We start from the raw sequence: 16,827 nt of genomic DNA on the forward strand, positions 1-16,827 counted from the left end.
GTCAATTTTAAAATAATAATCATGAAGATATTAGTTCCGATAGCAAAAGTACCCGACACCACCTCCAAAATCACCTTCATCGAAAATAACACCAAATTCAATCCGGATGGAGTTACGTTCATTATGAACCCAACGGACGAATGGTATGCACTGGTTCGCGCCATCGAGCTGAAAGAAAAGCAAGGCGGCGAAGTAGTGGTCATTCACGTAGGTGGCGCAGATTCTGAGCAGGTGATTCGCAAAGCCTTGGCCATCGGCGCTGATAGAGCAGTTCGGATAGATGCAGAGCCTACCGATGCGTACTTTGTAGCTTCTCAAATTGCAGCACATGCCAAGAACGAAAACTACGATTTGATTATCACAGGCAAAGAAACCATTGACTACAATTCTTTTGAGATAACCGGCATGATTGCCGAGTTTCTGGATTTACCCTGTGTTATATTAGCTGCAAACCTCCAGGTGGAAAACGGTGTAGCCACCATCAAGCGCGAAATAGAAGGCGGAACGGAAACAGTTGAAGTCAAACTTCCTTTGGTTTTGGGGGCGCTGAAAGATTTAGCCGAAGCGAGGATTCCGAATATGAAAGGAATCATGGGAGCCAGAAGCAAACCTTTAGCGGTGGTACCTGCTGAAGCAACAGACAAATTAACCACCATGGTGAATTATTCTCTGCCTAGTAAGGAAAAGCAGGTGAAAATGATATCGCCGGACAATGTAGCCGAACTGGTCAAGTTGCTACACGAAGAAGCGAAAGTCATTTAATTAGAAATCAATAATCAATAGCAATGAGTGTATTAAGTTTTGTAGAAGTATCGGAAGGAAAAATAAAAAGCCTCGGTGGAAGCCGCTTATTATGGCTCTAAGTCAGCAGAAGCCATGGGAACAGATTCTATAGCGGTCGTGTTGGGCGAGGCATCAACGGATGTATTAGCAACGCTCGGCCAAGTGGGCGTGAAGAAGGTGCTTCATGCCAACGATGCTCGGTTCAATAATTTTGACTCCAAAGCATTTACTAAAGCAGTAGCCGAAGCCGTGAACACATCGGGCGCTACCTTGGTAGTTTCTTCTTTCAACCAAAATGGAAAGCTTCTGGCCTCGCGCCTAAGTGTGAAACTGAAGGCGGGCTATGTGCCCGGTGCGGTAGATTTGCCTAAAGCAGAAGGAAATAGTTTGACGGCGCGCAAGAACGTCTTCTCTGGCAAAGCTTCTGCGTTTTACCAAATGACGACTGAGAAGAAAGTAATTTCTGTCAATCCTAATTCACTTTCGCCGGTGAGAGGAACCGGAGTCGCCAGTGTCGAAACTTTTACTCCCACAGTGACAGATGCAGACTTTTCAGTTCAAGTAAAATCAGTTGACCGCGTTGTAGGAAAGGTGCCGTTGAGCGAAGCAGAGATTGTCGTTTCTGCCGGACGCGGATTGAAAGGCCCGGAAAACTGGGGGATGATTGAAGAACTGGCTAACGAGTTAGGCGCTGCTACGGCCTGCTCTCGTCCGGTGTCGGATGTGGACTGGCGTCCGCACAGTGAACACGTGGGACAAACCGGTTTAACCGTACGCCCCAACCTATACATTGCTATCGGTATTTCGGGAGCAATCCAACATCTGGCAGGTGTGAACGGATCTAAAGTGATGGTCGTGATCAACACCGATGCCGAAGCACCTTTCTTCAAAGTAGCCGATTATGGAATCGTGGGCGATGCCTTTCAGGTAGTGCCTAAACTGATTGAAGAAATCAAGAAGTTTAAAGCCGCTCACTAATCATGAATCGGTTATATGATATGAATGACCCTTTACCATACCTGTCATTTTTATTTACGAAAAATCGCTGTACATTTCGCCTTTCAATAATTCATGGACAAGATTGAACTGGAAATAATTGCGCTGTCACACAGCGTTACTCAGTCTCACTCTTTCGCAGTGGTGTTGGGCGAAGTGGGTGGCAGCCGAAGGCTTCCTATTGTCATTGGAGGGTTTGAAGCACAGGCCATCGCGGTGGCGCTGGAGAACATGCACCCTTCGCGTCCGCTCACTCATGACCTAATGAAAACCGTCTGCGACACTTTTGACATCGTATTGGATCATATCCATATCACCAAACTGGTAGACGGAGTGTTTTACTCCAACCTAGTTTGCAAACGCGGTGCTGAAACCTTTGAGATAGATTCCAGAACATCTGATGCTTTGGCGCTTGCCGTCCGATATGATGCCTCTATATACATCGAAGAAAGTATCCTGAACGAAGCTGGCGTAGAGGCCGATCCTAACGAAGATATTCCTATAGCCTCCGGCGAGGAGAAAGAGACCTCTGCTCCTGGTGGTCCCAGACCTTCGGCAAACTATGCCGAGATGTCGGTAGCCGACCTGAACGCCGCCTTGAAAACGGCCATAGAAAATGAAGACTACGAAATGGCTGCGCGCATCCGCGATGAATTGAATAAGAAAAAGTAGTAGCCCCCTAACCCCCAAAGGGGGAACCGGTGTAGTCTTTATTATTAAACTTCTCTTAATTCGGCTGTCTTTATTCCCCCTTGGGGGTTAGGGGGCTTTCACCCACATCTTCCTCACCGCCGCTCCATTCATCTTCACCTCTACAAAGTAAACACCCGACGCAAAGCTGCTGACATCTATTGGTGAAGCAAAGTTTTGTTCGCTCAGCCTTCTTCCGTTCATATCAAATATCGAAACAGCCCCAAGACTCCCGAAGGGGACTTTACCTGTGATTTGGATGAAGAGTTGAGCGGTGGCGGGGTTAGGGTAAATATGTATCGAAGAGTTTGCTGCTAATTCACTGACACCGCTAATGACAACAGAGCTGGACGTAGCGGCACATCCATTTATATCCGTTATCCCCAGACTATACTCTCCGGGTTCAGCGGCAACATACACGGAGGTGGTCGCGCCGGGAATCTTTTCCCCGTTCAGATACCATTGATAGCTCGCTGCACTAAAGGAAGACATCGTATCTCCCTGAAGAACGATGGAAACCGAAGATACCGGATACACGGCCACCCCCTTTCTATCAGAAACAAGGGAGCATCCGTTCGATGCGGTCACGCTCACCCAATAATTTCCCGCAAGGCTGGTAGTAGTACAACTCGCTGTTCCTCCATTGTTCCATTGGTAGGCAACAAAAGTGTCGGGCGCACAAATCTCCATCATATTTCCGGAGCAAATGATGGTGTCATCGCCGAGGCTGACAGGCGCGGTGGTGAAGGATGAAATGGAAATCGAATCGCGATACGCGCCACAAAGGTTGCTCACCTCCAACCAAAAGAGGCCATTCGAGGCATTGATGAAGGTGCTGTCTGTGGTATTATCCTGCCAAAGGAAATTTCCCGATGGAACCGGAGCCGGTCGAAGCGTCAGCGAGGCGCCGTTGCAAATCAGGGTGTCGCCGCCCAAGCTGAACGGAGCAACTTCACTTTGGAAAGTGAGGTTCACCGAATCCCTGCCGGTGCCACATTCATTGATAACCTGTACCCAATACAGACCGGTGGCGCTGGCCGAAACAGTCGCCGCTGTGCTATTATCCTGCCAAAGATAATTGGAAGGTACGCCGCCAGTAAGGATAGGCAGAAGCGCATGAGCCGTTGTGCTGCATAATATCGTATCGCTGCCCAAAGAGACAACCGGTGCCAAAAGCTGTTGGACCTTTATTGAATCTCTGCTTGCCCCACATTCATTGCCAGCTTGTATCCAATAAAGCCCCGAACTGTCGGCCATTGAAGTTGAGTCGGTGCTGTTGTCCTGCCACAGAAAACTTAAAGGCTTACCGCCATTGAGCAAGGGAATAAGCGGGTAAGCAGATCCGTTACATATCAACGTGTCATTCCCTAAGGCTACCAAGGGGGCAAACTTCTGTGTGATATTGATAGAATCTCTACCGGTACATACTCCTTGTTTCATCGAGAGCCAATACAATCCGGGAGCACTCACCCTTAGCGAACTAGCGGTGCTGCTATCATTCCACAAATAAGTAGCACCGGGTGTCGAATCTCGAAGCAGAAGCGATTGTCCGTTGCAAATCGCGGTATCATTTCCCAAACTGAAGCTAAGGTCGGTTGGACTGCCGAAATAAACATCATCAATGCCCAAATCTGTCCAGCCCTGACCGCGGCGGCTCTCGATGCGCAGATCTGCGGTGGTGTCTGAACCGGATTGCCAAGTAGTGCACAACTGTTTCCATTGCGGACAACAAGGAACGGTGATGAGTCCCAAATCAAGTTCCACCATATCCACCCCGTTGATACGCAGGCCCACCAGCGGCGCGCCTCCGCTGACGCAATTATTGTTCCGCGACAGGTCGCGCACCCAGCTCGAAAAAACATACGTGGTGTTTGGTGTTACGGCAATCAGGTTCTCCTTGCCGGTTGGCAAATTCGGATTGTAAGGTTTCCAAGCGGTGGCCGGAGTAGCGACACTTGCACTAGGGCCGGTATCGAACCAGAGATAATTTCCGTTGCTATTGCCGGAAGTATGGTCATATTGAGGGGTAAAGGTACAAGCACCAAAATTGCGCGACGCAGTGATCATGTATGTTCCATAGCCTACCGGTGTAGGCCAATAGGTATTATCTGTTTGAAAGCCCGGAGGCACGGTGGAAAATGTATCGGCGAAGTTGGAATTGTAAGCAGCCAACAGGTTGATGCCGCTGGTGCAGCATTGTCCATACGCACTGGTGTAGCCTATGGCAAACCATAGTCCTAACAAACTTAAAGTGTAAAATCTCTTGCTCAATGATGTACTTTGAAAGCTAAAAATAAAAAAGCCTCCCACAATGCTGAATGATGAACGCTGAGTGCTGAGTTGAAACGCTGCCCTGCGAAAGGGCTTTGTATTGACAAGGGGTCATGACACAAAGTTACAACAAGGGGTCATGACCCCTTGCTGCAAAAGGGCTTCTGATGGAGTTTGGTAAAACTTACGACGCCGGTACCGCGCGATAGGGTCGCAAACAAGACTGGCGCCGAAATCATTCACGGCATACACACTGACAGTGTATTTGAATTGAGACGTGAAGCCTGAAAGCGTCGTCTTGCGATGGGTATCGGTTTTGAAGGCTACAATTTCCGCCGCTGCTGCGGTGGGTGTTCGTTTTACCAAGCACCTTTGGATGGTTAGTGATAACACTGGCCCGGACGCAAAGCGTATTTGCACAGGCGCTGTGCAAATGTGCATGACCTCTTTGCAAACTTGCATCACCCTTTGCAAACGTGCATGGCTGCTTTGCAAATTTGCATCACCCTTTTCATTTGCTTGCCCTCTTTGCAAACTTGCATGAGTCTTTTGCAAACTTGCTTGCCTTCTTTGCAAACTTGCTTGCCCTCCATGCAAACTTGCATGAGCCTTTTTGCAATTTGCATGGCCTCTGTGCAAATTTGCTTTTGAGGCCGGAATGGATAAAGAAGGCTGATTTGGGTTCATTTTGAGGCTTTTTTGGGCTTTTTACCACTTTTCAAAAATATAAGCAAACCTAAGCCCCGAAGCATTACCCAAAAATGGGGAATTGTCATAATAGTGTCATTTTTTTGGGGGGTAGGCGCGATTCCATCCCTCAAAGGGATGGAATCGCTGAAAGAAGTTATACTTTCAAACCTGAAAATTCATTTCATATAAAACCAAATCCTATGAAACACATTTACCTCCTGTTCATCATTCTTTCATCCGCTTCCTTGGCACATAGCCAATGCACTGCCGACATCCGCATCAACTCCAATGGCCGAGGCGGATATACTTTCGATACGCTTAGTGTCAATAGCCCCGATGCCGTCGCCACCTTCCTCCTCACGGTGGGCAACGACACTTTATTGCTTGACACCAACACCTTGCAGTCGTCCTACAACTTCGACACCAACAGCACCTATCGAATTTGTATGCACCTGATGGATACGGTGACGCTCTGCGAATCGGACACTTGCAAAGATTTTGTGGTGGAGGATGCCGAGTATCATAAGTTGTTGGAGGAGGTGAATGAATGGTCTTTGGCTAACTATATCTGCTTAGTGAGAAGGGAGCCAACGGTGATTACATCCCGGTCATCATGTTCAAATTCGTCCAACGATTACCCCGCGAGGATATTTTCACAGAATGACACAATAATTGATTCTCTACCGTATAAAATAATCATAACCGATGGAGGTTATTTTGGCAGTCAACCGTGTGTGTTCGGATATATGAGAGAAGATACCGTGCTGCGTAGAGTTTATTTCAGGGATGATTATGATACCACAGAATCACTTTTGTATGATTTCTCGCTGAAAGTGAAGGATACGATTTCTCTTCGCTTTAAACGCTCATCCCTTGCATATTACCCCAACGGGACTTATCGGGTGGATTCTATCAAGTCCTTTACTATCTTTTCTATTCAGTACAGAACGTTTTTTCTTCGCAACCATAATGCGCCATATTCAAGGACATTGGTTTGGCTTGAAGGTACCGGTCATTTAGGAAATCCGGTTATTACTTATGTCAGAAATGATGGATCATGTGGCGGCGGTTTGTGTAACGAAGGCCCTTTCTACGAAATCTCTGCACGGGATTATGGCTCAGAAGTTCTTTGCTTCAGCCACAACCAAAAGGTGTACTTTAATGATTGCTCCTATCAGCAAGCTGTGCTAATTTGGGACAACTGTTTCCATTTTGTTGACTCATGCAATTACGGTTCAGCTTGCGGAGCCATCCATGAAATCGGCTCGCTCAAATCATTAGACATTTCACCTAATCCTTCGGATGGAAAAATCACTTTGCAGTTTGATGTATCCGAAAGTTCAGAGTTTGAAATCATCCTTCATGCTTTGGATGGCAGAACAGTTTCCGGCAATTATAATCTCGGAAGATTAAGCGCGGGCTTGCAGTCTCGGTCCCTCAACTTTGCGCATCTTCCCGCTGGTCTTTACTTGCTTGAATGCCGCAACCAAGAAGGCTCGGTGTTTAAGAAGTTGGTGGTTAATTAAGTACTGAGTTATGAATGCTGAGTGCTGAAAGAAATACAAATACAGTTTCACGCAGAGTACGCGGAGGTTATCGCAGAGAACGCAAAGAGATTGGCCGTCTTTCCTTTGCGCGCTCTGCGCGGTATTTTCTTTGCGGCCTCTGCGTGAAACAGATTCAGCCCTCAGCAACCCAACTCACAATTGCCGAATAACCTTATGTTTGTTTTATAACCACTCCACATGGAAAGATTCACCGGTCTTATAGGCGTTGTACTTATCTTGGGCATTGCCTACGCGCTTTCAAACAATCGCAAAGCCATTAACTATCGGCTAGTGTTCAGCGGCCTGGCCTTGCAACTTTCTTTGGCTTTGTTTATTCTAAAAACTCCGGTCGGGCAAAGCGTCTTTGGCTGGACGGGCGGCAAGATCAAACGACTGCTGGAACTGGCCGATAAAGGTGGCGAGTTTGTGTTTGGGGGTTTGATGCGGCCCGATTTGCTGCATCCTATCTTCGGCGATCACTATAGTTTTCTATTCATGTTCCGCATCATGCCTACCATCATTTTTGTGGCCGTGTTGGTCAGCATTGCCTATCATATCGGATTGATGCAAGTCATCGTTTCGTTCATCGCGCGCGGGGTTCATTCCCTGATGCGGGTGTCGGGCAGCGAGGCGCTGAGCAATGTGGCTTCGGCTTTTGTCGGGCAGGTAGAAGCGCAGATAATGATTAAGCCCTACATTTCGTCCATGACGATGAGCGAACTGCTGGCCTCGATGAGCGGCAGTATGGCTTGTATAGCCGGAGGGGTGATGGCGGTGTATATTGCGATGGGGGTGCCGGCGCCTTATCTGCTGGCGGCGAGCATCATGGCCGCACCGGCCTCGCTGGTGATCGCAAAGATTGTTTGGCCCGAAACGGAAGAGTCGGCTACGAAAGGCGCGGTGAAACTGGAAGTACATAAAACCCATGCCAACGTGCTGGATGCTATTGCGCACGGTGCTTCGGATGGATTGAAAATCTCGCTGAACGTCATCGCTATGCTGATTGGATTTATTGCGCTGATCGCACTGGCCGATGCCATCCTGATTAAAGTTGGGTTGATGCTTTCCGCCACCGGTCTAGACCTCAGCCCGATTGGCATCAACCTCGCCAACTTTACGCTCGATTCTATCTTCGGTGCCGTCTTCTCTCTCTTTGCTTGGGCGATGGGTGTGCCGGGACATGAGATAAAAACAGTAGGGGCACTGCTCGGCACCAAGATGGTCATCAATGAATTTGTGGCCTATGCCAACCTGACTCCTTTAATCGCGGCACATACACTTTCGCCGAAGGCGATTGTGATTGCCAGTTTTGCGCTCTGCGGCTTTGCCAACTTTGGTTCTATTGCTATTCAGGTAGGCGGCATCGGCGAGCTGGCACCGGACCGGCGCAAGGACCTTGCCCGCTTGGGTTTCAAAGCCTTGATTTGCGGCACACTGGCTTCTTATCTATCGGCCACCATCGCCGGAATCCTGACCTAAGCCGGTTCCGAAGGGGGATAGCAGGCTTGGTATAATCGAATGACTTCTTTTGCTTCTTTCACGTCATGCACCCGCAGGATGTTGGCTCCATTCGTCAGCGCTATGGTATGAAGCGCAGTTGTTCCGTTCAAAGCTGATTCGGGATGGATACCCAATGGTTTGCAGATCATAGCCTTGCGCGAAAGCCCCACCATCAAGGGCAGATTCATGTCAAGAAATGAATCCAGATGGCGCAGCAAAGTATAGTTGTGTTCCACTGTTTTCCCGAAACCAAAGCCGGGGTCTATCACCAAGTCGGTCAATCCGGCTTTCTGACATTGCTCCACTTGTTTAGCTAGAAAGGCTTTCACTTCTTGAACCACCTGCTCATATTGTGGGTTCTCCTGCATATCTACCGGGTTGCCTTTTTTGTGCATGATGATAAAGGCCGCTTTATGTCTGGCAGCTATCTTTATGATCTCGGGTTCATAAGTTCCTCCCGAAATATCGTTGATGATATGTGCGCCAATCTGCAAGGCCTCTTCTGCCACTTTTGCATGAATCGTATCTATCGAAATAATCGCTTCGGAAAACCGGTACCTGATTTGGCGCAAGACGGGAATCACCCGCTCTAACTCCTCTTCCACAGAAATAATTTCTGCCCCCGGTCGCGAACTCATCCCGCCTAGATCAATAATCTCAGCCCCTTCGCGAAGCATCCGCTCGGTTTGGTTCAAAGCATGCTCGCCTGCCCTGCTCTTGCCCCCATCATAAAGGGAATCGGGGCTAAGGTTCAGAATCCCCATGATCAAAGGAGTGTGGAAATCAAGACTTCTATCACGGCATTTCAATCGCATTTGTCAATGTTTATTAAACGGTTACGGAAATATCTTTTCTTATCTATTTTTGGGGCGATGGCTCAAAAAACTTGTTCACGGTTCAATCAGCACGCCGCGAAAATAAAAGTCTTGAGGTTTGTAAGAAATCCAGCAGTCAATAAATCAAAAACATGACGGTATATACCATTTTCTCTATCGTAGCTGCGGCGGCCCTCGCGCTCGGCATTCTTCGCTTCTTCGTCAAGAAGCCGACCAATATCTACGTCACCTTCCTTCAAGATTTTATTGGTGTGTTCTTCATCTTCTCCGGCTTCGTCAAGGCCGTTGACCCGCTGGGAACCAGTTTCAAAATGCACGAATACTTTGAGGCTTTTGCTCAAGAAGGCTTCCGCCCGCTTTGGGAATTTCTGACAGGCTTCTCTACTGCGTTTGCTATCCTGATGATCGCCGCAGAACTCTTCTTTGGTTTCATGTTGCTTCTGGGATGGAAAACCAGATGGACCGTTGGCTTCATCTGGCTGCTCACTCTGTTCTTCACCTTCCTGACGGGCTATACCTACCTGTCCGGCTATTGCATCACGCCCAAGTTTATCCTGTCGGCTGCTTTTGTGTTTGGATTATTAGCCCTGATTGTGTTTCCCAAAACAATGGGTAAAAAAATCACCATCCTGGGGCCCTCAGTACTGCTTCTAGTAATTCTGTGTGGTATGTTTATGAGCGACTCTTCGGCTGCTTGTTCTTTTACCGAAACAAAGATGAAGGTAACGGACTGTGGCTGCTTTGGCGACTTCATCAAGCTGAAACCCTGGGAGACTTTCTATAAAGACATCATCCTCGACCTCATGATTCTGGTACTGGTTCTCACGCCTCATTTGATTAGCGAAGCGCTGAGCACCACTTTCAGAAATATTGCCGCAGGAATCATCGGCGGTCTCGCTCTGCTGTTCTGTCTTTACAACGTATATTGGAACGAACCGGTACTTGATTTCCGTCCTTATGCCGTGGGCAATAATATTCCTGAATTGAGAACGGAAAAGAAGCCCGCCAAAGTCGAGATGATCTTTGTTTACCGAAGCAACAAGACCGGCGAGGCAAAAGAGTTTTCTTATGATGATGTGATGAAAGGTAAAATGGATTATGCCGAATATGACAGCATGATTGAGCGTAAAGACAAAGTGCTTGATCCCGGCATACCGGCAAAGATTACCAATCTGCGAATTGAAAATGATGAGGGCACCGATATTACGGACGAGCTTTTTGCAGAGCCGGGCTATTCCTTCATGGTAGTGGCCTACAACCTGCATAAGACCAATGAACCGGCTTTTCAAAAGCTCAACGAGATTGCAGCGGGCAGCGGACAGGTCGGGGCAAAGTTCTTTGCCGTAACGGTGAACGATGGCAAGGTGGAAGATTTCCGCCACCGGAACCAAACTGCTTACCCTTTCTACCACGCCGACGAAACCCCCTTGAAGACAATTATCCGCTCGAACCCCGGTTTGGTGTTATTGAAGAACGGAACAGTGGTGGGTAAATGGCATTACCGCCACCTGCCTTCTTGGGAAGATTTGAAGAAGGAATATTTTTCAAATAAGTAAATGACAATCCTCCGCTTCATCCTCCGGCGATTCTTCAACGGGCTGCTCGTTATGGTTGGCGTGGTCTTTGTCATCTTCTTTTTATTCAACGTTCTCCCCGTCAATTCGGCGCGGATGACCATGGGGCAGCGGGCAGATGCTTCTTCAGTTGCCGCCGTAGAAAAAGAGTTTCGCTTGAACCTGCCCTGGCAAGAACGGTTGCTGCTTTATTTCAACGACCTGTCGCCTATATCGCTGCATCATTTATCTAACGAGAGTTCCCCTTCATATCTCAAAGCCAGCGAGGTTCCTTATACAAAACTTCTTACGGTTCGGTCGTTATCGCTGGTAATGAAGACCCCCTATTTAGGTAAGTCCTTTCAAACCAGAAAAAAGGTGAGCGAGATATTAGGCGAGAAAGTATATCCCACCTTTGTATTGGCTCTTTCGGCCATGTTGCTCGCCACGATATTGGGAATTGTACTGGGCGTCTTTGCTGCCATCCGCCAATACAGCTTTTGGGATAACTCCATACTCGTGCTTTCTACCTTTGGTATTTCACAGCCCTCCTATTTCTCCGGTATCGTGATCGCTATGGTCTTTGGCTATTACCTCAGCGACTGGACGCATCTGAATGTGCGTGGTTCGCTGATAGACCTGAACTATGACGGCGAAGTAATCACCTTATGGAAAAATCTCTGGCTACCGATGTTCGCGCTTGGCATTCGACCGATAGCGATTATCACCCAACTGACCCGAAGTTCCATGCTTTCGATGTCATGAAGTAAGGACTATATGCGCACGGCCCGCGCCAAGGGGCTTGGTTATTACACCATTATTTTCAAACACGGTTTGCGAAACGCCATGAATCCGGTGGTCACTTCCATCTCGGGTTGGCTGGCAGCTTTGCTCACGGGTGCCTTCTTTATAGAAAAGGTATTTGATTATAAAGGCCTCGGACTACAAACCATCGAGTCGCTCCTCTCCTTCGACTTTCCGGTGGTCATGGGTTCCGTGCTTTTGGTAGCCTTCGTTTTTGTAGTGATGAATATCTTCACCGACATACTCTATTCGCTGCTCGATCCGCGAGTGGCTGTGTGACAATCAATTTAATAATGCTGAATGGAAATCCGGTAGCCGCAGAGATTAAAAAGAAAACTTAGCGCCCACCATACCGTTGATGCCATAGCTTTGGTATTGGTTCCATCTTTGGTAGCGAATGTTGGCAATGTTGTTAAGGTTGCCGAAAAAGGAAAAGGACTTGGTGAGTATGTATTCTAAACTCAGGTTTAAATCTGCGGTGCCTTTCACTTTCTTTTCGCCTCCATCTTCGATAGAGAGCTTAGCGTAGGTATGACTGGTGGCAAACAAATCCAATCCGACAACAATCTTGTTTTTCCAAACGTAATTGGCGCGAAGTGTGAAACGGAAGTTGGGCTGATGCCAAGGTCTAGTCTCCGTTTTCATTTGATAAAACTGATAGTCGGCTACCGCCAACAGGCGCAGCCATTCTTTGATGTTATATCCGGCTTCTCCGTGAAATCCAAGCGTGCGCATATTAGCCTCATAAATCATCACGAACCGTTTCATGTCCATGGTGTCATTTACATATAAAGGCAAGTTCTTGATCCTGTTCAGATCAAAACCCAGTTTATAATTGAACTTATCAATCGTTCCTTTAATTCCGGCGGTGAAATGATCTATGGTTGAATTGCGAATGGAAATACTGTTCTGAACAAAATTATTATCCGTCGCAAAAGCATTTAAAGAGTTTTTCTGATAACGGCGTTCAAAAGAAGTATAAGCGATTATAGATTGCTCATAGAGCCGCTTTTCGAGATAGGCTTCGGTGACGAATACTACTTTGCTACTATCCACCGCCACACCCAAATCAGCGTGACCGCGCCAGTCGTCGTTGTTAAATTTGTAACCTACCTTTGGCGTAAAGATATGTCTGCGAAGAATGAGCGAATCGTTCTTTAATCTAGAGATATCAAAGTTGAAACTGAAGGAGATGGTGTGAAACTTCTTAAACTTCTTATCCAAATCAGTTCTTCCCTCCACGAACCATTCATTGGCCTTGCCGAATGTTTCTTGCAAATAGTTAAAGCCCAACAACTGTGAGAAATTGATGTCGTATTTATTTCGCTTGGCATTCTGGAGATAAATTTTAGCATCGTAAGTTCTAAAAGTTTGCGCTACATCCTTTGCTCTGAATATACTGTCGGTTCCATAAAAGTGCGTGCGGTAGTTCCGAAAATTGAACCGAGTTCCAAACACGACCGATTTAGGATACCACTTTAAATAAACTCCCGCTTGATTATCACTGAAGCGTTGGTTCTTCACTTTGAATTCGCGGGCAGAGAGGTAGTTATAGAAGAATCCAAAATTCAAGTCCTTGGTCTTGTTGTCATTATACGCCAACTGGGCTAAGGGCATGATTTGACTGCCGAAGCCGGCCTTGATGAAGGAGGTGTGATACTTCTCCAATTTCTCTTTGCTGATGGAAAGTGGTTTCAGGGGACTGGTTTCAAAGGCGAAGTCCCTGAGTCCCTTTTGAGGGACGGTGTAATCCAACTTGGGTTTTGAATCTTCCACTTCGGGAATATTGGGCTGCAAGTTTACCTTGTCTGCGTCAGGAATGGTTACTTCATATTCTTTCACCACGATGACCTCTTCATTGGTAATACCTTTGCCACCCGCTTGCGCAAGAACTCCACCGGTTGTAAAAACCGTGGCGAAAAGCAAAAGAACTATTTGTTTTTTCGGGAACATGCTCATCTGTTTATTAATGAATCGGGTTCCATAATGATATGGTCGCTTGAATCGGGCAAAAGAATTTTTGATTTACCCAGTTCATCCGTTCTAATCGCTTCCAGTTTTGTTTTGGCTTCTTCTAAAACAGTCTTATCGCCTTCATAATTTTCAACGATACTTTGCAGCGTCGCCTTGGCCTGGAATTGGTTGCCTAAGGCTATGTAATTGTCGGCAATAAGAATAAAGGTTTTCGCTACCCAGTATTCATAGCTGCTGTATTTATTCTTCAAGCGGAAACAGGTATCAAGCGATCGTTTGTATTCTTTTTGTTCAAACAAAATCTTTGCGGCCATATATTTGGCTTCCACGGCCTTTTCGCTCACGGGGAACTCGGTTACCCGATTAAATGCCCCGGCCGCATATTCCTTATCACCACGACTATAAGAGGCTTTAGCTTTCTCAAAGTAGGCTTCCTGAATATCCGCATCTTTTGCCATACCTGAGTTCAACAACTGGTCAGCATATTCAATAGTTTCCGTCGTGTTGTCCAATTTGACTGCCGTTCGAAACAAGCCAATCATGGCCGTGTAGGTATTCTGCTCACTCGTACTTGAAATATAGAGTTGCTTATAAAAGGTGTTTGCTTTGTTATAATCCTTCAACTCATAGAAAGCAATGCCGGATGCCTTCAGTAGAGCCTTTTCAAAATATTTACTGTATCGGTTTTGAATAATATCTTCTAGTTCAATGAGCGCTACCGAAAATTCTTTCGCTTTCAAATGGCAGTCTGCTTTTTTCCAACGCGCTTCATTCGTAAAGAACCCCTGTGGAAACTTACCGATATAGTTCGCATACAAACTGATGGCCCGAGCACAGTCGTTAGCATTATAGGCATTCTCTGCACTCTGAAAAGTCAGTGAGTCCTGTTCTGAGGAACTGATCGTCACTGAAGAATTATTTTTGACAAAATCGAAATACTCGTCTGCTCTCCCCAACTCGACGTAGAGATCCTTTAAAGCATCTAAAGATTCTCTCGATTCTTTTGATGAGGGAAATTTCTTCACCACTGTTTTGTAGTCTTCCAATGCCTGCTCCTTTTTGCCGGTGCTGTAATCTATCACAGCCATCTTCAAATAACACTTAGGGAGCAAATTGCTATTAGGGTAATTGGCAATAACATTTTGATAAGCCGATCTGGCCTGAGCCTTGCTGCCTTGCTCCAAGTAGGTTTCACCTATTTCAAAATAAGCCTCATCGGCATAATTCGAGGATGGATATTTGCGAATGAGTGAGTTCATCGCTTCAATTTTATCGTTGCTCCGGTTGGTCAATCCGAGAATAACTCCTTTCCTGTATTGAGCATAATCAGCAGCGCTCCATTGATTTTCTACTACCTTGCTGTAAGCCTCAATTGCTTTGGAATAGTTTTTAGTAGCAAAAGAGCAATCGCCATAACGCTGATATAAGTCGGGAACTAAAGCAGTCTTTGCCTTTTTATCAGGAGTATGATCAGCTTCTGAGATGGCCTGGCTGAAATACACTGCCGCGTTGGAATAGCTTTTCTTCTTAAAATAACAATATCCTATGTTGTAGTAGGCTCTGAATTTAGAAGCCTCTCCTTTTTGTTCTAATGAAGGAGTAGCCAATTGCGCGAATAGGAGATAGTTGCTAATTGCCTCGTCATAATTTTCATTTCTGAATTGAATCTCTGCCTTCAAATAGGTAGCTAAGGCCTGCAAATCAACATTGATAGCGAGCTGAAGAGATTTGTTGCATAAGGCTAATGCTTCCTCTGTCTTGTTGTCATTAAATAGCTCAATAGCACGGAAGTAGGTAACTTTTTGATAGGCCTCCTTAATCAAAACACTATTGAGTTTCATGTTTTCCATGATGCGGTATGCCTTGTCATAATTCTTGGTCTGCACCAAAACCGCCGCTAACAATTCATTGACTCCATCCCTATTGACCCCTACAGGATACTTATCCAGATAACTTTGAAAACTCTGAATGGCCTCACTGCTAAATCCCAGTTCAAACGAAAGTTTTCCATAATTATACATGGCATTTTCTTGAATACTTTCATCAGAATCTTTATTTGCTGCGTTCTGGAAAGCAGCGCGGGCTTCTGTTTTCTTTTCAAGATTCAAATAACAATCAGCCATCGCATAAGCGGCATTTTGACCCAGCTTCTCTTCTAAGCTGTATATCTGTTTGAAATTCTCAATGGCCTTTGCATACTCTTTGTTTTGATATAAAGCATAGCCCAATTCATAAATATCCTCTTTCCCCATTTTAGATTGCTTGCTTAGATAAGCATTCAGCAAAGGCAGTGCTTGTTTATAATCTCCCTTTTGGAAATAGGTTTTGCCAAGTAAATACTTCATTTCCTCTCTATACATCACATCACTACGCTCTATGTTTTTATTCAGATAGGGGATTAGTTTATCGTAATCTTTCTTCAAAAAATAAATCTGTGCGATGTAATAAGGAATCACCTGCGAATACATCTTTGAATCTTCGATGGCACTGAAACTACTTAATGCCTCATCATAATCTTTGTTGTAAAAACAAATGAAGCCATAGTAATAGGTGGCTGGATAGTAGTACTTCTCTTTAATCTCTTTAATAGAAGCAAATAAGGGCTTGGCCTCAGTGAATTTCTTTTTTACAAAGTAGCAATAGCCCAACTGAAACCGATATTCATATAGCTGGTTATTGTCTAAGTCTTTGGTTTTTACCTGAGTGAAGTATTCTACCGCCTCGTTGTAATTGCGATTGCTGTAATAATATTTACCGAGATAGAAGTTTATTAAACGACGCTTATCGTTTTCATGATACTTTTCACGGTAATCCAACAATAGCTTTTCTGCATCCTTGTCATTTGCTTCCGTAGCACAGACTGCCACATAATATTCTAGATTTTGAATCAGGATGTCGCTGCGGTGATTAATAGCTTCCTGCTTCTGCTTATAAATTTCTTCAAATTTTTCTCTGGCTGCAAGGAAATTTTTCTCATCAAAAAGCTCCATCCCCTTTTTATAGGCCGCTTCTTTCTCTATAAAAGAAAGCGTCTGCTGGCCCGCACTCTGAAGTGCAAACACAACTAAGAAGACTGCAGAAAGATAATTCTTGAGCACCTGTTGAATGGGTTAATTTCCTTTAAACGGAGCAAAGCTATGTTTTAGTATATCGGCATGGAGGTATATATAGAGGTCAATTTCC

Annotated in this window: 10 protein-coding genes and 2 pseudogenes; 7 read left to right on the forward strand and 5 right to left on the reverse strand. The window is 45.8% G+C overall.

Annotated elements, in window-relative coordinates:
- Window positions 1-21: 21 nt before the first annotated feature.
- From IPP77_01705 to IPP77_01715, 3 genes and pseudogenes are all read left to right on the forward strand, one after another.
- Window positions 22-762: an electron transfer flavoprotein subunit beta/FixA family protein gene (locus IPP77_01705; GenBank protein ID MBL0308436.1), complete on the forward strand. Its 741-nt coding sequence runs from the start codon at window positions 22-24 to the stop codon at window positions 760-762.
- A 23-nt stretch (window positions 763-785) separates the two neighbouring features.
- A pseudogene (locus IPP77_01710) lies at window positions 786-1,761 on the forward strand (electron transfer flavoprotein subunit alpha/FixB family protein).
- Between the two features lie 93 nt (window positions 1,762-1,854).
- Entirely contained in the window at window positions 1,855-2,451 is a 597-nt protein-coding gene (locus tag IPP77_01715) for a bifunctional nuclease family protein (protein ID MBL0308437.1), read from the forward strand.
- 87 nt (window positions 2,452-2,538) lie between these two features.
- Here the strand turns inward: IPP77_01715 and IPP77_01720 are convergent, their stop codons facing one another.
- Both IPP77_01720 and IPP77_01725 read right to left on the reverse strand, forming a co-directional pair.
- Window positions 2,539-4,740 (reverse strand): T9SS type A sorting domain-containing protein, encoded by a 2,202-nt coding sequence (locus IPP77_01720; GenBank protein MBL0308438.1) that lies wholly within the window; start codon window positions 4,738-4,740, stop codon window positions 2,539-2,541.
- A 111-nt stretch (window positions 4,741-4,851) separates the two neighbouring features.
- Entirely contained in the window at window positions 4,852-5,427 is a 576-nt protein-coding gene (locus tag IPP77_01725) for a hypothetical protein (GenBank protein MBL0308439.1), read from the reverse strand.
- Between the two features lie 203 nt (window positions 5,428-5,630).
- On the opposite strand from IPP77_01725, the gene IPP77_01730 reads away from it, so the two are divergent.
- Both IPP77_01730 and IPP77_01735 read left to right on the forward strand, forming a co-directional pair.
- On the forward strand, window positions 5,631-6,956 hold the full coding sequence (locus IPP77_01730; protein MBL0308440.1) for a T9SS type A sorting domain-containing protein: 1,326 nt from the start codon (window positions 5,631-5,633) through the stop codon (window positions 6,954-6,956).
- Window positions 6,957-7,175: 219 nt separating this feature from the next.
- The gene (locus tag IPP77_01735; protein ID MBL0308441.1) at window positions 7,176-8,456 is read left to right on the forward strand and encodes a NupC/NupG family nucleoside CNT transporter; all 1,281 of its coding nucleotides are present in this window, start codon (window positions 7,176-7,178) and stop codon (window positions 8,454-8,456) included.
- On the opposite strand, the gene folP is transcribed toward IPP77_01735, so the two are convergent.
- Window positions 8,453-9,292 carry a dihydropteroate synthase gene (gene folP, locus IPP77_01740; protein ID MBL0308442.1) on the reverse strand — a complete coding sequence of 280 codons (840 nt, stop codon included), beginning with the start codon at window positions 9,290-9,292 and terminating at the stop codon, window positions 8,453-8,455. The two genes, IPP77_01735 and folP, sit on opposite strands and share 4 nt — an antisense overlap.
- A gap of 152 nt (window positions 9,293-9,444) precedes the next feature.
- Between folP and IPP77_01745 the strand changes: the two genes are divergently transcribed.
- Window positions 9,445-10,869: a DoxX family protein gene (locus IPP77_01745; protein ID MBL0308443.1), complete on the forward strand. Its 1,425-nt coding sequence runs from the start codon at window positions 9,445-9,447 to the stop codon at window positions 10,867-10,869.
- Window positions 10,870-10,875: 6 nt separating this feature from the next.
- Window positions 10,876-11,949: pseudogene (locus IPP77_01750) on the forward strand (ABC transporter permease).
- 45 nt (window positions 11,950-11,994) lie between these two features.
- On the opposite strand, the gene IPP77_01755 reads toward IPP77_01750, so the two are convergent.
- Complete coding sequence (locus IPP77_01755; GenBank protein MBL0308444.1) at window positions 11,995-13,623, reverse strand: TonB-dependent receptor; 1,629 nt, start codon at window positions 13,621-13,623, stop codon at window positions 11,995-11,997.
- A 2-nt stretch (window positions 13,624-13,625) separates the two neighbouring features.
- A complete protein-coding gene (locus tag IPP77_01760) occupies window positions 13,626-16,742 on the reverse strand; it encodes a tetratricopeptide repeat protein (protein MBL0308445.1) in 3,117 nt (1,038 codons plus the stop codon).
- Between the last annotated feature and the right edge of the window lie 85 nt (window positions 16,743-16,827).

This window comes from Bacteroidota bacterium, assembly GCA_016722375.1.
Lineage (GTDB): Bacteria > Bacteroidota > Bacteroidia > Chitinophagales > LD1 > Bog-950.